19 protein-coding genes and 1 tRNA gene are annotated in these 21716 nt (G+C 40.3%); 9 read left to right on the top strand and 11 right to left on the bottom strand.

The window, feature by feature from the left end; genetic code table 11:
- Positions 1–84: 84 nt before the first annotated feature.
- Entirely contained in the window at positions 85–4869 is a 4785-nt protein-coding gene (locus ACX3PU_RS08525) for a translocation/assembly module TamB domain-containing protein (RefSeq protein ID WP_459084591.1), read from the bottom strand.
- A gap of 3 nt (positions 4870–4872) precedes the next feature.
- On the opposite strand from ACX3PU_RS08525, the gene tsaD reads away from it, so the two are divergent.
- Entirely contained in the window at positions 4873–5907 is a 1035-nt protein-coding gene (tsaD, locus tag ACX3PU_RS08530; protein WP_459084592.1) for a tRNA (adenosine(37)-N6)-threonylcarbamoyltransferase complex transferase subunit TsaD, read from the top strand.
- 30 nt (positions 5908–5937) lie between these two features.
- Positions 5938–6630: an RsmE family RNA methyltransferase gene (locus tag ACX3PU_RS08535; protein ID WP_459084593.1), complete on the top strand. Its 693-nt coding sequence runs from the start codon at positions 5938–5940 to the stop codon at positions 6628–6630.
- Positions 6631–6643: 13 nt separating this feature from the next.
- Here ACX3PU_RS08535 and ACX3PU_RS08540 read toward each other — a convergent pair whose 3' ends face one another.
- Positions 6644–7306: a TrmH family RNA methyltransferase gene (locus ACX3PU_RS08540; RefSeq protein WP_459084594.1), complete on the bottom strand. Its 663-nt coding sequence runs from the start codon at positions 7304–7306 to the stop codon at positions 6644–6646.
- Between the two features lie 41 nt (positions 7307–7347).
- Between ACX3PU_RS08540 and ACX3PU_RS08545 the strand changes: the two genes are divergently transcribed.
- The 3 genes from ACX3PU_RS08545 (at position 7348) to ACX3PU_RS08555 (ending at position 9167) form a co-directional block, all read left to right on the top strand.
- Complete coding sequence (locus ACX3PU_RS08545) at positions 7348–8361, top strand: asparaginase (RefSeq protein ID WP_459084595.1); 1014 nt, start codon at positions 7348–7350, stop codon at positions 8359–8361.
- A gap of 76 nt (positions 8362–8437) precedes the next feature.
- A tRNA-Ser gene (locus ACX3PU_RS08550) sits at positions 8438–8524 on the top strand.
- A 295-nt stretch (positions 8525–8819) separates the two neighbouring features.
- Entirely contained in the window at positions 8820–9167 is a 348-nt protein-coding gene (locus ACX3PU_RS08555; RefSeq protein ID WP_459084596.1) for an FEKKY domain-containing protein, read from the top strand.
- An 83-nt stretch (positions 9168–9250) separates the two neighbouring features.
- Here ACX3PU_RS08555 and ACX3PU_RS08560 read toward each other — a convergent pair whose 3' ends face one another.
- Genes ACX3PU_RS08560 through ACX3PU_RS08575 form a run of 4 tightly spaced genes read right to left on the bottom strand, consistent with a single transcriptional unit; the run spans position 9251 to position 12653 of the window.
- The gene (locus ACX3PU_RS08560) at positions 9251–9661 is read right to left on the bottom strand and encodes a cytochrome C (protein ID WP_459084597.1); all 411 of its coding nucleotides are present in this window, start codon (positions 9659–9661) and stop codon (positions 9251–9253) included.
- 1 nt (position 9662) lies between these two features.
- Complete coding sequence (locus ACX3PU_RS08565; RefSeq protein ID WP_459084598.1) at positions 9663–9923, bottom strand: hypothetical protein; 261 nt, start codon at positions 9921–9923, stop codon at positions 9663–9665.
- A 1-nt stretch (position 9924) separates the two neighbouring features.
- Positions 9925–10920 (bottom strand): cbb3-type cytochrome c oxidase subunit II, encoded by a 996-nt coding sequence (locus tag ACX3PU_RS08570; protein WP_459084599.1) that lies wholly within the window; start codon positions 10918–10920, stop codon positions 9925–9927.
- Positions 10920–12653: a cbb3-type cytochrome c oxidase subunit I gene (locus ACX3PU_RS08575; protein ID WP_459084600.1), complete on the bottom strand. Its 1734-nt coding sequence runs from the start codon at positions 12651–12653 to the stop codon at positions 10920–10922. The genes ACX3PU_RS08570 and ACX3PU_RS08575 overlap by 1 nt, the downstream gene beginning before the upstream one ends.
- 220 nt (positions 12654–12873) lie before the next feature.
- Between ACX3PU_RS08575 and ACX3PU_RS08580 the strand changes: the two genes are divergently transcribed.
- A complete protein-coding gene (locus tag ACX3PU_RS08580) occupies positions 12874–13470 on the top strand; it encodes a Crp/Fnr family transcriptional regulator (RefSeq protein ID WP_459084601.1) in 597 nt (198 codons plus the stop codon).
- On the opposite strand, the gene asnB is transcribed toward ACX3PU_RS08580, so the two are convergent.
- The gene (gene asnB, locus ACX3PU_RS08585) at positions 13467–15116 is read right to left on the bottom strand and encodes an asparagine synthase B (protein ID WP_459084602.1); all 1650 of its coding nucleotides are present in this window, start codon (positions 15114–15116) and stop codon (positions 13467–13469) included. The genes ACX3PU_RS08580 and asnB overlap by 4 nt on opposite strands.
- A gap of 246 nt (positions 15117–15362) precedes the next feature.
- A complete protein-coding gene (locus ACX3PU_RS08590; RefSeq protein WP_459084603.1) occupies positions 15363–16565 on the bottom strand; it encodes an RsmB/NOP family class I SAM-dependent RNA methyltransferase in 1203 nt (400 codons plus the stop codon).
- Between the two features lie 131 nt (positions 16566–16696).
- Between ACX3PU_RS08590 and ACX3PU_RS08595 the strand changes: the two genes are divergently transcribed.
- A complete protein-coding gene (locus ACX3PU_RS08595) occupies positions 16697–17029 on the top strand; it encodes a zinc ribbon domain-containing protein YjdM (protein ID WP_459084605.1) in 333 nt (110 codons plus the stop codon).
- Positions 17030–17224: 195 nt separating this feature from the next.
- Here the strand turns inward: ACX3PU_RS08595 and ACX3PU_RS08600 are convergent, their stop codons facing one another.
- Positions 17225–18160, bottom strand: a complete 936-nt coding sequence (locus tag ACX3PU_RS08600) for a sulfate/molybdate ABC transporter ATP-binding protein (protein WP_459084606.1) — start codon at positions 18158–18160, stop codon at positions 17225–17227.
- 79 nt (positions 18161–18239) lie between these two features.
- Here ACX3PU_RS08600 and ACX3PU_RS08605 point away from each other — a divergent pair, with 79 nt between their 5' ends.
- Positions 18240–18899, top strand: coding sequence for a YceI family protein (locus ACX3PU_RS08605; RefSeq protein ID WP_459084607.1), 660 nt, complete (start codon positions 18240–18242; stop codon positions 18897–18899).
- A 212-nt stretch (positions 18900–19111) separates the two neighbouring features.
- Positions 19112–20122 (top strand): phenylalanine--tRNA ligase subunit alpha, encoded by a 1011-nt coding sequence (gene pheS / locus ACX3PU_RS08610; RefSeq protein WP_459084608.1) that lies wholly within the window; start codon positions 19112–19114, stop codon positions 20120–20122.
- A 61-nt stretch (positions 20123–20183) separates the two neighbouring features.
- On the opposite strand, the gene ACX3PU_RS08615 is transcribed toward pheS, so the two are convergent.
- The gene (locus tag ACX3PU_RS08615; protein WP_459084609.1) at positions 20184–20381 is read right to left on the bottom strand and encodes a hypothetical protein; all 198 of its coding nucleotides are present in this window, start codon (positions 20379–20381) and stop codon (positions 20184–20186) included.
- Between the two features lie 537 nt (positions 20382–20918).
- Positions 20919–21716 (bottom strand): RHS repeat-associated core domain-containing protein (locus tag ACX3PU_RS08620; protein ID WP_459084610.1); only part of this gene is annotated, 798 nt, incomplete at its 5' end.

Here is a 21716-nt window from a genome sequence, read left to right on the forward strand (position 1 = left end):
ATTTACGAAAAAAAACGAAAAGTAAAAATTTGAACTTAGTATTAACAATATTTAACAAACAAACTGATAATTGTCATAATATAATTAGTCAGCTGTCTTAATTTTTGCAGAATCTATTATAGCTTTCAGACTGTCTCTTTTTTGTTTATTCTTTTTTCCTTTGAAGATGGTATTAAAGCTTTTGCTGTAAACCACACCAACTCCATAGGTTTGGTTTTCCCCAGTGCCGCCTGCATTTCCTGCCACGAGACCAATGTTTGAAGGTTTCGAATAGGCTCTTAAAAGTCGTGTACCGTCATTCTTTTTGCTCCAATCGTACTCAATAATACCTTCTCCAGACAAATAATTGTATTCGGCACCCTCAGATCCTTTGGAAAGCGGAACTCCAAGACCGGTTTTTACGGTCACACGGGGAGAAAGTGCAAAGCTTACACTTGCATTGGCTCGGTCTCCTGTGTTGGACCCGGTATCCCCTTTCAAATAATTTAAGTCGACTTGGACCTCGTTACTTATCGTGTTGAAAACGGAACCCAGCTGTTTAAATAGCATGTTGTATCCGGAATTCTCAAGTGTGCTACCCACATCGAGGTTGAATCCAGCAGCATTCTGCACATTGAAGGAATTCATTACAAGGACACTCCCGAATTGGATCACCTTTTCGTCCTCATTTCCCATTTTGCCAGCAAGTGTTTCTTTTAGCTGACTGGATAGATCCGGCGCGGAAAGACCTAGTTCCACTCGAGGATCGTTTAACGTGCCTCGAAGTCCAACGGAAAGAAGGACGTTTACAGGCGGCAAGGCACTTACGCCTAAGTATTGCCCTGTATTGGTGACAGCGCGTACGTAATTTGCTTGGATGTCTAAGGCTGGGGTCATGGCATTGCCATCCCATCGCATGCTACTGCCTTTTACGATTTGGAAGGTCCTCTCGAGAATGGCCTGAGAAACAAAGGTTCCACTGTCTACAAGGTAAGTTCCGTTCATCGAAATGGCTCCGTTAGGGAACATTCGGAATCGAAGAGGGTTGGCTGTTCCTCTAACGCTTATGTTTCCTACGTCTTCAGGTAAGTCCACATTTACTGTGGTTCCTTTGTCAATGGCAATGTTAAAATCAAGCGTCATGTTGGCTCCGCTTCTTTTTTTCTCTTCTAGAACAATGGCTCCTGAGGCATCTTCTTTTAAGAAGCGAAGCATTTTGAATTCGTCCACACCGGAGGTGGATCCTGCATTAAAAGTGAAAACACTATTGTTTAAAGCACGGAACGGTTCGTTTAAATCGGTAGCAATGTTCAACCCCGAGACCGGTCCTGATACATAGAGATTCCCTTGCCCGTATACCCGTCCCCAAAAGAGATCGAAGTCTTTTTGTTGTGTGTTGAGGACCATGAGATTGTCCGCCCTCATAATGAGGTTGACCGCCATGGAAGAGAGGGTCTCAAACTGAATTACCCCTGAGATGGTACCGCTTGAATTGTTTCGTCCGTCTCTTAATTGGATTTCGTTTAAAATCGCTTGACCTTTGGAAAGAGGGATTACGGTGTCTTCAAAGGAATAGTCCACCCCAATAAAATTCAGCTTAAGTCCAAAGTCACTAAGGGCAATGTCCCCACTGTAATCAATATCGTTGATAGGTCCTGAGATGCTTAGGACTCCAGTTGCATTTCCCCGTAAATTACCAAATACTCCTTTTACAAACTGCTGAGCAAAGGCAAGATCAAAATCCTTCATATCCATTTTTACATCGAGTGTAGGGGTTGGCGTGTTGTTGTTCACCGTTCCTATTAGGTGGAGGTTGTTGTCTCCAATGATGCCTGCGGATACGACTTTTGCTTCAATATCGAAAACATTTTCTTGAGTACTTTTTTTCGCATTCAAGGTAATGTTTCCCATGTCCTGTTCGTTCATAAAAATGTCGTCAATCTGCAGATCGACAAGAGGTTCGAGAACACTTTGGTTCATCACGATGTCAAAGGTTCCACTCGCAAGACCTTTGATATTTAAATCATTTCCATTTGCCTGCATTTCCAAAAGCTTAGAGAGCTGGAACTGGTCGAGTTTTCCTTGAATCTGGAAGTCTTTACCGGACTTGATTAAAGCCTGCGAAATAAGAAGTGAGCTCTGTTCGGAATAGACTCGGAGGTTGTGAATGGCGATGTTTCCACTCGCTTTTTCATATACAATCGAATGGTCGAGTTCCGGACTTGTATCAATGGACCAAGCCACGGTATTTACTTTTACTTCCGTGGGTTCAAATTTGAATAGGTAATCCCCTTGGTCTGTAGTGGACTGGTTTAGATTAATGACATACGATTTAAGGTCATTCTCCAATTCCATTTCGGGAGACCCGTGAAGGAAATGGGTCGACAAATGAAGGACTTTTTGGTCTTCGTTTCTTCCTGTAAAAGTGAAATCCCGTATGACGTTATTTTTGTAGAGAACTCGGTCGATGTTTGCAAAAAGCTGCTCTTCTAAATTTGCAGTGTTGATGCGAACCACAAGATTCTCGACCATTGCACTGTCTTTTTTAATTGGCTCACCTGTATCGGCTTGGGCAAGGGCTGGGTTGGCCGTGTCTAAAACCTGGTCTAGTTGAGCAATTTGCTCTTTATTCGTTAGAAGGTACTTAAGGCTTGAGGCTTCAATATTGAGAACCAAATCGTTTGAGTTTCCTTGGTAGGATCCTGAAACCGTAGCTCCGGTAGGGAGTTGTAAATTGGGTGCAAAGTAATTGACAAGACCTTGCTTTACGTCAAATTCTAAGTTGAAACTTTGCCCTTTGTACTGTTTGCCAGGAGGAGGTCCTACAAGAATTTTTTGTAGGCCGTTTTCAATCATGCCCGCTAAATCGGCAAGCTGATAGTCTCCTGCAATTCGGCCATTGACGGCTCCTGGAGCGGTAACTTCCACCACCCGATTTCCTGCTGTGAAGTAAGCTTTGACATTAGCATTTGGCACAAAATAAGATTTGCCCGCATTCGTGAATCGAAGGTTCTCGGCCGTGGCCGCAAGATCAAGATCGTTGAGGTTTGACAATGCCAATTTTGCATCGAGCTTCCCGCTGATCACCTGGTTTCCTTTGGAGCCCGTGAAGTAATTTAAATTTAGATGATCAATTTGCGCAATTACATCCGCTAGGAGTCGACTCGTTTTGAAATCAATTTTCCCGTTGACACTTGCTTTCGCATTAGGGTCGTCCACCCTTATGAGTCCATTGTAGGTTTTGCGGTTGAGCTGCCCATCAAGGACTAAGTTATGAATGGTTTTGTCTAAGATTTCAATTCTTGAAAGATTCGCTTTGGCATCGACGACCATTCGATTGAGATCAAAGCTTTCACCGACGAAGTTTATTTTTCCAGATATTAAACCCACTTCTGGCATCTTAGTGATGGCCTCGGCATTCAAATCATTGAGCTCTGCATATCCTCGATAGCGGGGAAGCTCGGTGCTGTAATTTTCAAGAAAGACATTCTGTAATTTGGCTTGTCCAATGCCTGTGATTAGATTTCCATTTGGGATGAAGATCTGTTCGGGTCTCACCCTTACCGCTCCCTTGTAGCGCAAACGACCAAAATCATCTGCAATGTTTTTGAGTTTGCTCGCGATAAAAGTGGGAAGCATCTGCTTTAGGCCCACATAAGTGAAATCAGTCGAAAGGTCATTCGATTCAATTTCAAAGGAGCCTTGCATTAAATTTTTAAGGCGCATGGTAGAGGTAGCGATGCTAACGTCTCGGTCTCCAATGATAAAGTTTTCTAAATGGAAGTTGTTAAGAGGACCCGTCATTTTCCCCGAAATATTCACGGGTTTATAATTATCCCACTGGGTCATAAAGTAACTTAGATCATATCCACTTAGTTGACTTCCTCGTTTGAGGTTCACATCCCATCGTACTTTGGTGCTAAAGTCTTGAAAGGAGCCCTGATTTAGGTTGAGTTTAATGTCACCTTGCAGTAAACTATGGTCTGTATTAAAGGTCAAGTCAGTAAGGGAAAGAAAATCGTTTGTAAGTGCAATTTGGGTGGAAAAGGTATCTATGTAATGCGTCTTCCCATAGCGGGTCGTGTAGAAATTAAGGTTATTAACCTGCGCTGATACGTTCGGTCCGTTGACTTTCACTTTAGGAGCCGTTAAATTTAATTGGGTGGCTCGGAGCCAAGTCCCTTCTTCCCCCGGTTTGTTTTGGTTGACAATGGATACTTTGGAATTGACAAGCTCTACTCGTGAGTCTAATTGAAAGGGTGGCTTTAGAGGGTCAGAGGGTTTGCCTGAGTCAAAATTCCCAACGTATTTAATGAAGTTAGAGATGCTATCGCCTTTGTAGGTTATGATTTTAATATCCGCGTTGGTGAGTTGAAGGGAATTGAAGCTAAGGGCATTGTTTTTTCCTACGTTTGTAACAAGTGCAATCCAATTGGAGTTGGCTCGAAACTCGCGCACCTTTATAAATTCGAGACCTCTCGTGTCCTCGATTCGCAATCCTCGTATAGTGACATCGCCAAAATAGTCTACCTCAATGCTTTGCGTGGTCATCTTGGCTTTGAAATCTTGATTGAGAACTTTAAGTGCCTGGTTTGCCGCCCATTGTTTGGTCACATTCAAATTGATGGCAATGAGCAGCAATGCTGCGAGGCCAAGTCCAATCCAAAATACGTACAATAGAAGTTTAGCCCACCATTTATAGTCTGTGACGTCTTTTGCAGCTTGCTCCGCAAATTCGCCGACTACTTCGGCGGGGTTTTCCACCACGTCTTTTGCAAGGTCACTCACATCTTTCACAGCATCCTTGGCCGCATCGCCTACTTTTTCAGGTAAGGATTTGTTTTTGTTTTCGAAATTTTCGTTCTCGTTTTTATTCTCTAAATTTGCCATATAATGAGCGAATCAACTATAATTTTGGGTATCGAATCCTCCTGTGACGACACGTCTGCAGCGGTGATTAAGGGTAATAAAATACTTTCTAACATTGCGGCCACTCAAGCAATTCACAACGAATACGGTGGAGTGGTTCCCGAGCTCGCTTCGCGTGCCCATCAACAAAATATAATCCCCACGGTTCAAAAATCACTGCTTGAAGCAAATATACAACAAAATGCAATTTCAGCCATCGGATTTACACGAGGGCCTGGACTACTTGGATCTCTACTGGTAGGAACGTCTTTTGCTAAATCTTTGGCCATGAGTTTGAGGGTTCCACTTATCGAGGTAAACCACCTGCAGGCACATATCCTTGCCCATTTTATCGAAGATGCAAATAGTGTGCCTCCTAAATTTCCTTTTTTATGTCTTACCGTAAGTGGAGGGCATACGATGATTGTCCTCGTGAAAGATTATTTCAAAATGGAAATTTTAGGAAAATCCATTGACGATGCCGCGGGAGAAGCTTTTGATAAAATTGGCAAATTGTTGGATTTAGATTATCCTGCAGGGCCTATTGTCGATAGGTTAGCGAAGTCTGGAAATGAGAATGCTTTTGAATTTAGCAAACCCAAAGTGCCTGGCTACGATTATTCCTTTAGTGGGATTAAAACTTCTGTTTTGTATTTTGTTCAAAAGCAGCGTAAGCTAAATCCAGATTTTACGACGCAGCATTTAAATGATTTGTGCGCTAGTGTTCAAAAAACCATTGTAGATACCCTCATGACGAAGCTTGAAAAAGCAGCTTTTGATTTTGGAATCAATGAAATTGCAATTGCGGGAGGCGTTTCTGCCAATTCCGCTCTTCGAAGTGCAATGCTTACCACTGGGGAACAAAAAGGTTGGAATGTTTACATTCCTAAATTTGAGTACACCACGGACAATGCAGCAATGATTGCCATGGTGGCCAAACTTAAATACGATTTAGGTGAATTCTCGCCACTCGATATCAGTGCAAGTGCGAGATACGATATAGAACAAGATTTTGAATAATTACAAAAGGTAAGCCCGCAGAATTCAACTATGAGATTATTTTATGGCCAAGTTCTACCGCAAGTAGAAATTTATCCTGAGGAACAGCAACACCTTGTGAAAGTTCTTCGTATCAAACAAGGTGAGGAAGTATTTGTCACCGACGGAAACGGGAATTTAGCCAAGGGATTGGTTTTATTCGAAGGTAAAAAGGTGAGAATTGACGTTTTAGAAATAAGAACAGAACTTTCGAATTTCCCGCTCAAAATTCATCTGGCAATCGCTCCTACAAAGAACATAGACCGAATTGAATTTTTCACGGAGAAGGCAACTGAACTTGGTATAAGTGAGATTACCTTTCTTTCCACGGAGAAAACGGAAAGAAGGAATCTTAATTTTGAACGGTTAGTAAAGCAGTCAATTGCGGCCTCGAAACAATCGCTGCGTTTTCATTTCCCAAAGCTTAATCCACTCACAACATTGTCTGAATTCATTTCGACGTGCGATCCAAGTTCAACTTACGTTGCCCATTGTGATCCTAGTTTTAGTCGTTTGGAATTAAAGGAGCTACCTGTAGAGGAAAGTCAAACCTTTTTAATCGGTCCGGAAGGAGATTTTAGTCCAAATGAAATTGAGAACTTAATTCAAAAAGGAGTTAGGGCGGTTTCCTTAGGGCCACAGCGTCTTAGGACCGAGACTGCAGGTGTTTTTCTTGCCGCTTGGAACTATAGTAAATTTTTCTAAATCGGAGTGGACCTTAGGAGTACTTCTTTAGATACTGCTGGTAAATTTCCTTGCCACTGGGAATTGTATTGATTGCCCACCGGATTTTTAACTCTAGCTGTTTTTCCTGTGAAAGCGTGGTGGGAAGGTTGGAGCGAAGTAATTTTTGCTTCAATTCATAAAGGCATATGCCAGCTGCAACCGAAACATTATAGCTTTTTGTAAACCCGAACATGGGAATAGAGAGTGTCCGATCGCTCAGAGCAAGAGCTTCTTTAGAAACCCCTTTTAGTTCGGTACCAAACAAAAGCGCAACAGGAGCTGTGATTTCAAAATCGGGAAGCTCCACTGCATTGTTTTCAAGAGAAACCGCCACAAGCTCATAGCCACGATCTTTGATTTCTTGAAGAGAGCTAAGGTCTGCTTTCATTTTTTCGACCTCGACCCATGTTTCTGCGCCTTTGGTCACGGTCAGGTTTGGATTAAACTCATTACGCTCTTCAAGTGCTACGATTTTATGGAATCCACAGGCCTCGACGCTTCGTACAATGGCGGCCGCATTCCGGAATTGGTAAACGTCCTGCACGACGGGAAGAATAAAGTCGGAACTTTCTTTGGAATAATGTTCTATTTTTTCTAAACGGGCCGGGGTTAGAAATTCTTTTAAATAGTCGAAGCTGCGTTGAAGTTTTTCCATTTCATTTTCAAATCGATGCAAATTAACGTATTTTTACGCTTATGAAACGTAAAGTCCTTTTAATATATACGGGAGGTACCATAGGGATGGAAAAAGACTACGGTACAGGGAGTTTAAAGCCCTTTAATTTTGAGAATATTTTTTCAAAAATTCCAGAGATGCAGCTTCTTGAATGCGAGGTTAGCGTACAGCCCTTTGACAAGCCGCTGGACTCTTCTGATATGGGACCTGACGAATGGCAAAGAATTGCAAAGTACATTGGGGATAATTACGATCAGTACGATGGGTTTCTCGTATTGCACGGAACAGATACCATGGCCTACACCTCCTCAGCGCTTAGTTTTATGTTAAAAGGACTACGGAAACCTGTTATTTTAACAGGTTCGCAACTGCCCATAGGGGATCTTCGGACCGATGCAAAAGAAAACTTTTTAACGGGACTAAATTATGCAAGTCTTTATGAAAACGACGAGGCCGTCATTCAAGAGGTAGCGATCTATTTTGAATACAAACTTTTGCGTGGATCTAGAACCCTAAAGCATTCTGCAGAATATTTTGATGCTTATTTAAGTCCAAATTACCCAATTTTAGGACAAAGCGGGGTGCACCTTCATTTCGCAAAAGAGGCACTTTTTCGTTCGAGCCCAGAGGTGCCATTTGAAGTAGATTATCACCTATCTCCCCATGTTTTATTTTGGCGTGTTTTCCCGGGTATGTCCATGGTTCACCTGCGTGAGCTTCCCAAAGTGAGAGTGCTAATATTGCAAGTGTATGGGTCTGGAACCATCTCGAATTCAGCACATACAGAGAAAGTGTTGCAAAAGCTTAGAGACCAAGGAACAGAAATTGTGGTCATAAGCCAATGTGTTTCCGGCGCCATTTCCTTCGGGAAATATGAGAATAGTTCAGTTTTTACGAGAGTAGGTGCCATTAGTGGAAAAGACATGACTTCAGAAGCGGCCATCACAAAGGCAATGCATTTGATGGACAATCCAAAGTTCAATCAGGATTTTGCAACTCTATTTAAAGCGAGCATGTGTGGGGAAATTTCCTAGGGAAGTTTGGATTCAAAAAGCAGGGTATAGATTTCCTTCTTTGAAATAAATAGTGTATTTTTGCCATCTTGAAAATAGAGAGGTGCTCGAGTGGCTGAAGAGGCCAACCTGGAAAGTTGGTATGCGGGTGACTGTATCGAGGGTTCGAATCCCTTCCTCTCTGCAGAAAAAGTCTGTAAATCAGACAGTTTGTATAATCAGGAACGGTAGTTCCTGATTTTTTATTTATATACAATCTTCCTTTTTATTTTTTTCTATTGATAAATAATTTTTTGATATTCCAAGTCTTAATTATAATTCAATATTCTAACACAATTTATTAATTCAATAACCTCATTAATTTTCGACGGTAGAACTATGCTTAAGTATTCCTTTAGAATTTCTGCCACCTTTTTGTGTTCCAAATACGTACAGAATTTGATTTTAAAGTGTTATGTTTGAATTACAAATGTGATTGTATGAAAATAATTTATGTCTTGGTTGTGCTGGCATACTTAATGACTATCCGCGAAGTTGATAATCCTAATAATTATACATTAACGGGTGCTGGTTGGAGTGGTATGTACAGTGACTTTAACGATTTAAGCCAAGAGAGGGAAGCACTATCTATTGTTGCAGGCAAGTGGAATATAAAATTGGAAAGTATTGGATGCTCTATTACTAAGGAAAATCAATGGAAATTGATAAAAAATAATTTTGAAGCGGAAAAAAATCTAAAAAAGAAATTTGGATACAATTGGCTTGAAGAATTCAAAAAAGAAGTTCATGCCGAACACAGTCGAATGAGATTATCCAAAAACAATTAGTTATCAAATCGTCCGAGAAAATTACCACATCAATTTAACTCTGCTCTACATAAAATATTTATCTGCTTTTTAGATTGCGAAATCTAAATGCTGAAGTTCGCAATGAGGTAATAAATTGCCCAAGCACCAAATAGCAGAATAACTACCCAAAGCCAAACCGGAATCACTCTGGGATTTTCACTTCCTTTAATTATAAAACTTTGTTTTTTTCCTGTATCGTACGCGTTAATCATTAGCGGGATAACACCATTAACCGTTTCGTTTTTCTTAAGTCCCTCAATATTAATGATTGGACCATTTCGAACAGTAAAGGGAATGGTTTTGATTCCCTCGCTAGTCGCAAATTGACTGATGATTTTTAGTTGGTGCTCTCCATCGGTAAGTTTGGTGGTGTCTAAATTGAAAACAATAGGCGTTTGCAATTCTGCCACCGGATGTGGATTGTCGTCCACATAGAGGAACACCTTCGCGTTATGGGAGTTGTTTGTATCCATCTTAGTAGTTTAAGACATTTTTTTTAATATGAGAAGAGCTTTTCTCTCCAGGTACTATCAGGTATTTCGCAGAATAGAATAAAGTAGCAAGTGTGATAAGTGAAATAACCGCCACAATTATCCAATCCATTGTACCTTGCGGTCCACTACCGTGAGTTAAGTTTTTGGTGATGGCAGGTTGTTGTAAATCGCAAGCTTCACATGCGAGCGCCATTACAGGAGCGAGCAAGGTAAATAGGAGACTATATATTAATCGTTTCATATTACTTTATTTTGTCTAAGATGGTTTGAACTTCTTCTTTGGTCACTTTGGTACTGTTATTTCCCCAACTTGCACGTTCGTGGTTGATAATGGCAGCAATTTCATTTGCTTTAAGCCCCGCGTTAGTTCCTACAGCGGGCATCTCTGCATATGCAGGCGCAAGCCCATTGTAGCCCTTCATGATGATCGTCACATAAAGTTCCAAATCATCGCCAGTCACCACGGGATCCCCCTTCAAAGGAGGGAAGGCTCCGGGGATGCCTTCTCCATTAGCTTGGTGGCAACTCGCGCAATGCGTGGAGTACAGAGCATCACCGTCTGGGAGATCGTCCCCTGCGCCGCCGCCGGAAGCCTGTGCTTTTTCTTCTTTTTTATATAAGAATTCTTTAGCAGGAATAGTAACAGGTAAATCCGATTGTTTTAGATAAAGCAGATAAGCGACGAGGTCTCTGGCATCGTGTTTTGCTACTAATTTGTGATTTGATTTTCTAAATTCCTCTGGAATGTTGACTTCTTTGTCGTTGGGTCCTAAATATTCCTTGTACTCAAATAGCCAGGGGTAGGCAGGCATGACGGATTGGGGTACAACAGATCTAGGGTTGTAAAGGTGGGCATACTGCCAATCTTCACTTGGTTGTCTTTGTCCAATGTTGGTGAGGTCCGGTCCTGTACGTTCCGTACCCATTAAGGTTGCCGTATTTTGGAAGAAATTTAGTCGTTTGTTCCGAGCGTAATCCGCCGCAATACTTGGACGGGAGCCAAAGGGTTGATCCATATCCACATTACGAACTTGCTGCGTGTGACAAGCCACACATCCTTCGCTAATATAGACTGCTTTTCCCCGTGATTCTGCCTCCGTCATTGCTTTTGAGGTTGTGAGCGGTTTATAGGTTCTTTGGTTGTCTAAGGCAGGAAGTAAACAGACAAAGAGTGTGAGTCCAAAGAAAAATAAAATGGCCGCCGTAAATAGTTTTTTATGATTATTGTAAAATTCCATTAGAGAGCGCTTTTATTGGATTGAATAATATCTAATACTTCTTGAGGAGATTCGGGAAGAACCACTTCTTTTTTAGGTTTAATCATACGGTAGAAATTGTATGCAAATAAGAGATGCGAAATCCACATCATGGTTCCTCCAATGGCCCGCCATAACCAATAAGGCATCATATGAACGACCGAATCAAGGAATGGGGCTTTGTCAATCCACATGAGTCCTCTTGTTGTAGATCCAATCATGAGCGATACCGTATAGAGGAGTAAACCAATTAGAGCCATCCAAAAATGCAGACCTACAGTTAAACTAGGAGGTTCGTAGGTGGTCATTCTAGGTACGAGCGTGTAAGAGAAGGACCATAACATAAAGGTGATGATTCCATACATGGTCAAATGGGAGTGAGCGACTGTAAAGTCGGTAAAATGCCACATTAAATTGGTTTCTCTAAATGCTTCTGCTGTTCCCTGGAGGGATCCAGAGAAATAAAAGATAATCGAGACAAGGTAAAAAGGTAAAACATAACTATACCGAATTCGGTGCCAGGATCCACGGATAGTAAAGAAGAAGTTGATACTTCCGGCCAACACGGGTATGACCATCCCGACGCTTGCGACAATGGCCACTGTTTGTAGCCACCATGGAATTGCGCTAAAGATAAAGTGGTGAGTCCCGATTAGGGTGTAAAATAAAATTTGAGTCCAAAAGGCCAATATACCTAAGCTATAGGAATAGATGGGACTGTTTAGCTCCTGGGGTAAGAAATAGTACATTAAACCTAGGTTGAAAAACATGAACCACATTCCAACTCCTTGATGCATATAATATCCCTGAACAATGGTTTCTCCTAGACCGTTTTGCCAGAAAGGCAAGTAAGCTACAAGCAGGATCGTAACCACAAACATCATGGCGGAGATTATATACCAATTGGACAAATAGATTTCAACCGTTTTTCGGCTTGCAACCGTTTTGTAATGATTGTACAGCGAAAGTAAAACTCCAACAGCAAAAAGAAGCATAATAGGCCAAACGTATTCTCTGTATTCACCTCCGCTATTGTTTATTCCAGCCATTAGGAAAAGGGATCCAAATAAAACCGCTGAGTTCAAGAGGATTAAAGTCCCGTAGCCTAGCTTTAAGTTATAGATTCGCGTGTTGCCCACGCGAGGTACGACGAAATAGGAAAGTCCAATCATGGCAATGGATGACCATCCCCAAAATACCATATTCGTGTGTACGGGTCGCAAGCGCCCAAAACTTAACCAACTTACATGGTCTGCGTCTGGGGCCACAAATTTGATTCCCAGGTACATTCCTACAGTGGTACCAATGATAAGCCATGTGATTGCACAACTTAAGTACCATAAAATCATCGTTTTTTCCTCCTTCGGGATTGAAATGATTAATTTTTCTTTTCGTTTGGTTTGTAGGAACCGAACGTCCTCCACTTCCTGACTTTCATTGATCAGGCCTCGTTCGTCTTTCACTTCTCTAATTGGAGAAAGTTCATTTCCTTGCAATTTGAATTCGAGTTCTTTTTTTCTCTGCTCAAGTTGCTCAATGTCTTTGGGACCAAAGGATTTAATTTTGGATTTAATTTTTTTAAGTTCATTCCGCCTTTTAAGGTTTGTGATCATACCGCTAACCCGGATTAACATCAGTATTAAGGCGAAAAGAATAGGGAGTAGAATCAGAAACAAGGTGATTTGAAGTCCTGTACTCGAAGTGAATAGATCCATGCAATCATAATTTGAAGTCAAATTTACGATGAGGCCCACTCAAATAATATGTTTGAAATCATGAAATAATTGCGAAATATTTCTTATTTTATGGGTTGAAAGAAGGGGGCTCGATTTTCTGCTTATTCTTACAGGTAAAGGAAATCACTTTTTCCTTCTCATTCTGCATTGCAACTAGGAATAAAATATGTAATTTAGGCTTACCATTAAGCTCCTACAGATGATTATTCCTGATTCTTTATTTCCACAATGCGGCGCTCAAGTAAAACGATATAATCCTGGTGATCTTATCTTTTCAGAAGGGCAGTACGCGCATTTCTTCTATCAACTTCAAGAAGGTAAAGTAAAACTGAACAATTACAATGAGGAAGGCACGGAGTTTTTACAAAATATTGTGCATGCCGGCGATTGTTTTGGGGAGTCTATCCTCTTTACTGCGCATGCTTACCCTATGAATGCAGAAGTTTTAGAAGAGTCTCTGGTCTTAAAAGTTCCTAAAGATTCTTTTTTCGAAATTCTTGCGAAAAAACCCGAAATCTGGATGAAATTAAGTCAACGGATGGCCGAAAGGCTTTATTTTAAGCAGGTCATGCTACAAAACAATGCCCTTCGAAGTCCTTCAAGCAAGCTCTTAGCTCTCTTGTTTTATTTTAAAAGTTTTAGCGACGAGCAGGAGCCCTTCTGTTTTAAAGTAAATTATACACGGCAACAATTGGCTTCGCTTACGGGGCTAAGTGTAGAAACTGTAATTCGTACGATTAAACAGCTAGAAAAAGAAAAGGAGCTACAAATTAAAAATAGCAAAGTCTATCTTTAATAGCTAACCAAGTGGACACTTACGCTACGACCACTTGGATCGTTTGCGTTTTTGAAAGATTCATCCCATTCTAAAGCTGCCGGCGTAGAACAAGCAACCGAAGCTGCAGAAGGGACTGTTTTGGCCGCAGATTCACTTGGGAAATGGGCTTCAAAAAATGCGCGATAGCGGTATTCCTCTTTGCTTTTTGGGGGTTGGATTGGATATCTTTCCTCTGCGAATTCCATCATTTCGTCCGTAATTTCATTTTGAGCCACTTGCTTTAGAGTGTCGATCCAAGCGTATCCCACGCCGTCACTAAACTGTTCTTTTTGTCGCCATAAAACCTCGTTAGGAAGTAGTCCTTCAAACGCCTTTCTTAGGATGTATTTTTCAATTTTACCTTCGGAAAGAGAAATCATTTTTTCCTGAGGATCCACTTCCATGGCAATGTCAATAAATTCTTTGTCTAGGAAGGGGGTGCGACCTTCTATGCTGAAGGCCATTAGTGATTTGTTTGCTCGTAGGCAGTCGTACTGATGAAGACCTTCAAGTTTAGAGACCGTTTCCTCATGAAAGGCCTGGGGACTGGGAGCTTTGTGAAAATACAAGTAACCGCCAAACAATTCGTCAGACCCTTCTCCTGAAAGAACCATTTTGATGCCTAGTTTGTTGATCTCTCGGGCGAGTAGGAACATGGGAGTAGAAGCTCTAATGGTGGTCACGTCATACGTTTCTAAGTGGTAGATTACTTCCGGAATTGCCTGTAATCCCTCTTCAAGAGTAAAATGAATTTCATGATGAATCGTGTGAATGTGATCGGCCACTTTTTGCGCGGCTATTAAATCTGGAGATCCTTTTAATCCAACTGCAAAGCTATGAATTTGGCTTTCCTTTTTGCCGGTTCTAATTCGCTCGTGTTTTGCAGCGAGTGCTGCAATTAGAGAGGAATCCAGTCCTCCTGAAAGGAGCACACCAAAGGGTACTTCACTCATGAGCTGTCGTTCAACCGCTTTGTCAAGCCCATGGGCTATGTCTTGCAAAGAAGATTTTCGTTGTGGCAATTGGGAGAAAATTTTCCACGTAGGACGATACCACTCCTTAGGCTCCATGCCTTCGGCACTGTATAGATAATGTCCTGGTAAAAAATTTTTAATTTCAAGGCCTTTGTTCTCGAGCGCTTTGAGTTCGGATGCAATGTAAAGAGTCCCTTTTTCATCAGTTGCGCTGTAGAGTGGGCAGATTCCCATGGGGTCTCTTGCTATTAAAAAATCACCTGTGACACGGTCGTATAGGGCCAAAGCAAAAATGCCATTGATTTTTTCTAAGAAATTAGCCGCATAGCGCTGATAAAGCGCAAGAATCACTTCGGAGTCGCTTTGCGTCTGAAACTCGTAGTCTGGAAATTCTGCTTTAAGTTCTTTGTAGTTGTAGATTTCTCCATTGATCGCAAGGACGTAGCGCGAGTCTTTGCTGTATAGAGGTTGAGCTCCGGATTCTACATCCATGATGGCCAGTCTTTCATGCGCAAGGATGATGTGATCATCCTGAAAGAAACCGTTTGCGTCAGGACCCCGATGTCTGAGAATTTGAGACATTTTCATAACGGATTGTTTGTCCTTTTCGGTTGTTTGTGTTGCTTTAAAAAGTCCTGTAATTGCGCACATATTGTAAGAGTTTGTTTTGTGAATTTATATATAAAAATATTTTACAAATCTATACAATGTATTTAAATTCAAAACCTTTATTCTTGTTTTGGTTTATTTTATTACTAAAATTGTCTAATTAGGTGTAAAAAATTACAGCCGAATGTTTTGTGCTGGAATGAAAGTGAATTTTTTTCATTTGGAAGGGCCATGAAAAAAGCAGCTCTCCGAGGGAAAACTGCTTTTCATTGCTTTTGAGTGGTGGGGTTATAACCGCTCGATAAGAGCCATATAGAATCCATCATACCCTTGGCTTGGTAGGATTTTATGCTCTTTTTGTAATTTGTAATCGGTATTCTCCTTTAAGAATCGTTCTACCTGCTTTTCATTTTCGGACGGAAGGATAGAGCAGGTGGCATAGATCATTTTGCCTCCTTTTTTAATAATTTTACTGTAGTCGGAAAGGATTTGGAACTGTTCTCCTTTGATTCGGTCAATAAAGGCTTGGTCTATTTTCCACTTGCTATCTGGATTTCGTTTTAAAACGCCTAATCCTGAGCACGGAGCATCAATCAAGAGTCGGTCTGCTTTTTCGTGCAAACGTTTAATGACTTTGTTGTCAGAAATAACGCGGGTTTCAATGTTATGTGCACCCGCACGTTTTGCACGTCTTTTAAGTTCGGCTAGTTTCCACTCGTATATATCGAGTCCGATAATTTGTCCTTTGTTTTCCATTAAAGCAGCAAGGTGAAGGGTTTTTCCTCCTGCTCCTGCGCAAACATCAACCACTCGCATCCCTTCTTTAACCTCTAAGAAGTCCCCTATAAGTTGGGAACTTGCATCTTGAACTTCAAAAAGCCCTTCCTTAAAAGCGGAGGTTAAGAAGACATTCTTTTTTTCTTCAAGTTGCACAGCGTAGGGGTAGTTTTTAATAGAAAAACTTTCTACACCTTCTTCTTTCAATTCTGAAATAAGTCCTTTTACTGACGTTTTAAGGGTGTTTGCTCTAAGCACTGTAGGGGCCCTTTCGTTTAAAGCGGTCATTTCCCTTTCCCAATCCGGTCCTAATTCTAACTCCAAAGTTTGAACTAGCCATTCGGGGATAGAATGTTCAATGGCTTTTGAAGGCAATGTGTTTTTTTCTAGTTTTTTTAGAATGTCTGCAATCTTAATGCCTTCAAATTCTTCAAACTTTTTGTATTTCGTTTTGCTCCATAAGAGATACGCAATCATTAGTTTGTAAATGTTGCCAGGTTTTACCCCTTCTCCCATGTAATATTCAAGACGTTTCTTCCAACGTATAATGTTGTAAAATATTTCAGATACAACCGCGCGGTCTTGACTTCCCCATTTTTTATGGGCCTTTAGAAGGCGCTCGATTACTTTGTCTGCGTATTTATTTTTCTCAAAAAAGGTCTCATTTAGGGCGTCGTGTATCCCAATGGCCAAGTTGCGGTGTATAAGTTCCATTTTGCAAAAATACGGTTTTTACAGCAGTCTTGGTTAAGAATTTGAATATTAACTGAAAGCCAAATTCTAGAAGCGATCTAAGGCTTGTTCTTCGTTTTCGAAATTCTTATCTTTGACTAAAATAACAAATTATGAGTGAGTTAATCCAATGTCCAAAATGTGGGTCTGAATTTACCTACGAACAGGATAATTTGATGGTGTGTTCTCAATGTTTCACAGAGTGGGATCCCAATGAAGCCAATCAGGAAGATAAAATTCTAGATAGCAACGGGAATGAGCTAAAAGATGGAGATTCAGTGGTGGTGGTCAAGGACCTTCCTGTAAAAGGTGCACCCAAGCCTGTGAAAGCGGGTACAAAAGTGAAGAACATTCGTCTTCGTCCGGATAGCGACCATAACATTGATTGTAAAATTGACGGATTTGGCTCCATGGCACTAAAATCGGAGTTCGTAAAGAAAGCCTAAGTTAAGATTCTTTCAAACTAATGCAATAGCCGGCCTTAATTGATTTAAGTGCCGGCTACTTATTATAAGTGAATCTTGGTCAAAAAAAGGCAAATAGGAAGAGTAAGCTAAATAGATTTAGTTTGGCGTAGCCTAAACGGACCATTAGCGGTCTCTTCTTTTTTGTTCATTAGGTTAAAGGTAGGAATTTAGTGACTATGCAAACTCAATTTGAACCTCGCCTGTTAGTTTTGTTTTTGAGTACACGACAAGGGTCGTATTTTCTACTTTCACTTTGTTCCAGAAAAAACTACCTGAAAAACGACTTTCTAAAACACTTGCATTAAAGCCTTCCGGCGAAACCTGGATTTGTTCAGGAAAGTAAAAGGATTTTGGAAGTGAAAGTTTATGCTTTAAATCATCGGGAATAAGGTTGACCTCTCCTAAAAGCTTTGCTACATAGCTATTGTAGGGCTGGGAATAGGTTTCCATAGGACTGTCGTTTTGAATAAGTCGACCGTCCTCCAGAATAAGTACCTGGTCAAGCCATGGCATGATTTCTTGTAAGTTGTGCGTGGAAATTAGAACGGAAATATGGTTGTCCTCGACGTAGCGAAAAAGGCGCTCTCGAAGCTCAATTTTTCGAGAATAATCTAGGTTGCTAAAAGGTTCGTCGAGCAAAAGAAGTTTCGGCATGACCGACAAGGCTCTAGCGATTGCAACTCTTTGTTGTTGTCCACCGCTTAAGAACTGGGGTTTTACTTGAGCGAATTCTTGCATGCCCACCACATCGAGAAGTTCGTTTACTTTTTCTCTTTTCTCATTCAGATTGATGTTGGAGATGAATTTCCCCACATTGTCGTATACAGTAGAGTAGGGCATTAGATCGTAATGCTGAGCAACAAGTTTCATTTCTTTCTCGCCTGGGACAATATTCCCTTTCGGTCCTAAAAGTGTCTTTCCATCTAAGGAAATACTGCCGCTTTGCCAGTCTAAGAGACCATAGATGAGACTTAGTAAAGTTGATTTCCCGCAACCGCTTTCCCCAGCGAGTCCGATGATTTTTCCATGATCCACGGAAAGGTGGAGGTTGTTAAAAAGTTTTTGTTCGGGACGATAGGAGAAATCCAGATTTTTTATTTCTAATAGCATTATGCGAAGTTAATATAATGTTTTCGTAATCAAAAAATTTTTCATAGTTTAGCAATAACTCCTAACAATTTAATAATTCATGAAAAGATCGCTTGTATTCTCTCTATTATCCCTCTGTCTCGTATTGGGTTTTTTTGTTTCTTGTACAAAAGATAAGGCTATAGCCAGTGAGACGGGCACAGTGGTGACGGGTAACGAAGGGGTGGTTTACACACTTGACACGCTTAACAGTCGTATGGAATGGATTGGGTACAAAGTGTTTAAATCGCAAAACACCAGCCATTTTGGGAGTATAAAATTTGAAAGTGGAGAAATCACGGTTCATGAAGGAAAGTTAGAGAGCGGTAAATTTGTAGCCGATTTGAATTCTCTTGAGAATATTGATTTGAAAGACGATCCGGAACAACAACAAAAACTCGAAAATCATTTGAAATCTGCAGATTTCTTTGAAGTGGATAAATTTCCAACGGCCTCTTATGAGATAACCCAGGTAAGTGCAGTAGCGGAAGGGGATTACAACACGATTCTTGACGGGAATCTGACGATGAAAGGAATTACAAAACCGGTACAATTTCGTGCGAACGTAACCGTGAATGGAAATGAAGTAAGCATTGCCTCTGAGCCTACCGATATTAAAAGAGAAGATTTTGGTGTAAAATTTCAAGTACCGGCGCAAAACGGTATAATTAAAAATGAAGTAACGGTACAGTTGCTGGTTAAAGCCCTGGAGAAAGTTTAGTATGCTTTCCTTGGCCATTAGGAATAAGGTTTGAAAAATCGCAATTGTCCTAGTGTATTGGAAAATGAAATTGTATGTTGTCCTAGGTGGTTCTCACCGAAGTCAATTCAATTTAAGTGTTAATAAGTGAAAAGGAAAAGGTGCCCTGTGGCGCCTTTACTTTTTTTTTCGCCCATGAAATTGTAACTTTGCGTCCTTAAGAATGGAATAGCATGTTAGAACAAATCGATGAGTTGCTTTTAAAGGTACAGAGCTTTACCGCTACAACAGCCGAAGAAATCGAAAAATTCCGCATAGAATATAGTGGAAAAAAAGGAATACTAAACTCACTTTTTGATAAGTTTAAAGAAGTTCCAAATGACCAGAAGAAAGAATTTGGTCAAAAAATAAATGCGTTGAAAATGGCTGTCGCTCAGAAGCTTGAAGAACTTAAAGGGCAGACTCAAACTGAGGTGATCTCTGAGAAGGAAGACTGGTCCCGTCCAGGTCTACCGCTTGAGCTAGGAACGAGACATCCCATTAATTTAGTCAAAATGCGCATCATAGAAATCTTCAAATCCATTGGATTTGCCGTGTCGGACGGTCCCGAGATTGAAGATGACTGGCATAACTTTAGTGCCTTGAATTTACCTGAATACCACCCAGCAAGAGACATGCAGGATACCTTTTTTATTGAACAGGATCCTGATATTTTGCTAAGAACGCATACCTCTTCTGTGCAGATTCGATACATGGAATCAAATGAGCCGCCGATTCGCATTTTGTCTCCAGGAAGAGTCTTTAGAAACGAAGCAATTTCCTCTCGTTCGCACTGTATTTTCCATCAAATTGAAGGACTTTATATAGACAAGAAGGTGAGCTTTGCAGATTTAAAGCAAACGTTGCAATATTTTACGACTGAGCTCTTTGGAAAGTCAAAAATTAGATTGCGTCCCTCTTATTTCCCCTTTACAGAGCCAAGTGCTGAAGTGGATGTGTATTGGGGGCTTAACTCCGAGACCGATTACCGGATTACGAAAGGGACCGGTTGGCTTGAAATTATGGGCTGTGGAATGGTGGATCCTGCCGTTTTAACAAACGTAAACATTGATCCAGACCAATATTCTGGTTTTGCATTCGGTATGGGAATAGAACGGATCGTGATGTTACTTCATCAAATGGGTGATATCCGAATGTTCTTTGAGAATGACAAGCGAATGCTTGAGCAGTTTAAATCCTTGTAAGAATTCTTACATAGCTTAGATAAGATAGCCGTCCCGAATTGAAATCGAGACGGCTTTTCATTTAAATTTTGCCTCTAATTTGCCTTTCTCCATTGAAAAAAAAGGTATAGACCATCTTGTTCTCAATTTCATGGAAGGTTTCTGCTCCACAATCCTGAACATGCTTGAAGAAATTCGTCGTTGCTCGGCCCTCGGTCCATACGGTCTTCTCCCGCTTCCCATCTAATCCGCCAACATCTGTATGATAATCTATAGCCAATCGAAAAACAGCATTTAGTTAGTCATATAATGGTTTGGGTGCTAGGAAACCATTCATGGTATGGGTTCCACTTGGGAATATGCCTCTTAGGTCTGCAATATGTAGTTCGTAGGGCAGATACGGCGATTTTGTGATTAAGATTCTGTAAATTTTGAACGGATTGTCTTATAGAAAAATACCAGTAATGTCATCAGGCTTATTAACATCTTGAATAAAGCATCTTGATTGAACGTTTTTTGTGAAGTAAAATATGCGTAAATAATATACTCTATCAACAAAATTATAATAATACTGGCTACAAAAATTAAAGATCTCTTTGCCTTAAAACTAAAATACAGCGGAGTAGCAAATAAAATTATATCTACAAGTGGAAAAAACAAAACAATCCATAGGTAATAAAATAAATCTTGTCCGTTTTTAATATTATTAATTTGTAATAATTTAAATTCATTATTTACAACCATTAACAAAACGTAAAATATTAAATATTTTAAGATTATACTGATACAGATGTTTAGGAACGTAGGCTTTAACATATTAATTTCTTTTATAAAATCGTGATGGATAATAAGAAAAATCTCGTATTGGCTGTCCTCCTGTTCGTCCTTCTCCCATTGCTGGTGGAGAATAACCTGTAATTGGAGCAGTATGTGTTCCCACAAATGATGGTTGTTTATAGTTCATTAAAGTTGTTCCTGTATTATTCAGTTTTAATGTAGCCGAAGGAAATATGTTTGTATATGCATTTACAGATAAATTTCCGCTTCCTTTATCAAAACTAATATTTAGTTTTTGGGAAACATCTACAATCTTAAATCCCAAAGAATTTAACCCTGATTCTTCTAATTTAGGAACACTTGCGTGTTGTTCATAATTTATAGACATTCCAGATTTAGTAAAACTATTATTACTTCCACCTTCTCCTGGATAAAAATTCCTGCCTTCAAACAATCCAAAAGTTTTGCCTATTTCAGTTGTTTTTGTAGCAGATAGTCCTGTTAATTCTCCACTACTATTTTTACTTGCAGAAAGATTTATAGTTGTTGTTAATTTATCTCCTTTTGGAAGACTTCCTAGTGGACCATTATAATTATTCCCAATATAACTATTAAAAGTAAAAGAAAGATTTTTTCCTAAATACGTTTCGCCTGCTTTAGTCGTAGCTTGGTTGTTCGCTTTATTATCCCAATAAACACTTCCGTCTTTTCTTTGTACAAAATCCTCATTCGACATTCCTGTCGGATCTGTAAATCTTATTGGATTATTAAATCCGTAAGCGTACGCACTCCAGCTTGGTGTGGTTTCCGCCAGCGGATCCACAACACTCCATCTTCC

Source organism: Chryseobacterium sp. A301, assembly GCF_054489425.1.

Bases quoted from the DNA above. Each gene is read 5' to 3' on its own strand.
- ACX3PU_RS08555 (WP_459084596.1), top strand. From the start codon at position 8,820: ATGAAAATAATTTATGTCTTGGTTGTGCTGGCATACTTAATGACTATC.
- ACX3PU_RS08560 (WP_459084597.1), bottom strand. From the start codon at position 9,661: ATGGATACAAACAACTCCCATAACGCGAAGGTGTTCCTCTATGTGGAC.
- asnB (WP_459084602.1), bottom strand. From the start codon at position 15,116: ATGTGCGCAATTACAGGACTTTTTAAAGCAACACAAACAACCGAAAAG.
- ACX3PU_RS08605 (WP_459084607.1), top strand. From the start codon at position 18,240: ATGAAAAGATCGCTTGTATTCTCTCTATTATCCCTCTGTCTCGTATTG.
- ACX3PU_RS08535 (WP_459084593.1), top strand. From the start codon at position 5,938: ATGAGATTATTTTATGGCCAAGTTCTACCGCAAGTAGAAATTTATCCT.
- ACX3PU_RS08575 (WP_459084600.1), bottom strand. From the start codon at position 12,653: ATGGATCTATTCACTTCGAGTACAGGACTTCAAATCACCTTGTTTCTG.
- ACX3PU_RS08525 (WP_459084591.1), bottom strand. From the start codon at position 4,869: ATGGCAAATTTAGAGAATAAAAACGAGAACGAAAATTTCGAAAACAAA.
- pheS (WP_459084608.1), top strand. From the start codon at position 19,112: ATGTTAGAACAAATCGATGAGTTGCTTTTAAAGGTACAGAGCTTTACC.
- ACX3PU_RS08540 (WP_459084594.1), bottom strand. From the start codon at position 7,306: ATGGAAAAACTTCAACGCAGCTTCGACTATTTAAAAGAATTTCTAACC.
- ACX3PU_RS08580 (WP_459084601.1), top strand. From the start codon at position 12,874: ATGATTATTCCTGATTCTTTATTTCCACAATGCGGCGCTCAAGTAAAA.
- ACX3PU_RS08600 (WP_459084606.1), bottom strand. From the start codon at position 18,160: ATGCTATTAGAAATAAAAAATCTGGATTTCTCCTATCGTCCCGAACAA.
- tsaD (WP_459084592.1), top strand. From the start codon at position 4,873: ATGAGCGAATCAACTATAATTTTGGGTATCGAATCCTCCTGTGACGAC.
- ACX3PU_RS08595 (WP_459084605.1), top strand. From the start codon at position 16,697: ATGAGTGAGTTAATCCAATGTCCAAAATGTGGGTCTGAATTTACCTAC.
- ACX3PU_RS08545 (WP_459084595.1), top strand. From the start codon at position 7,348: ATGAAACGTAAAGTCCTTTTAATATATACGGGAGGTACCATAGGGATG.
- ACX3PU_RS08590 (WP_459084603.1), bottom strand. From the start codon at position 16,565: ATGGAACTTATACACCGCAACTTGGCCATTGGGATACACGACGCCCTA.
- ACX3PU_RS08570 (WP_459084599.1), bottom strand. From the start codon at position 10,920: ATGGAATTTTACAATAATCATAAAAAACTATTTACGGCGGCCATTTTA.
- ACX3PU_RS08565 (WP_459084598.1), bottom strand. From the start codon at position 9,923: ATGAAACGATTAATATATAGTCTCCTATTTACCTTGCTCGCTCCTGTA.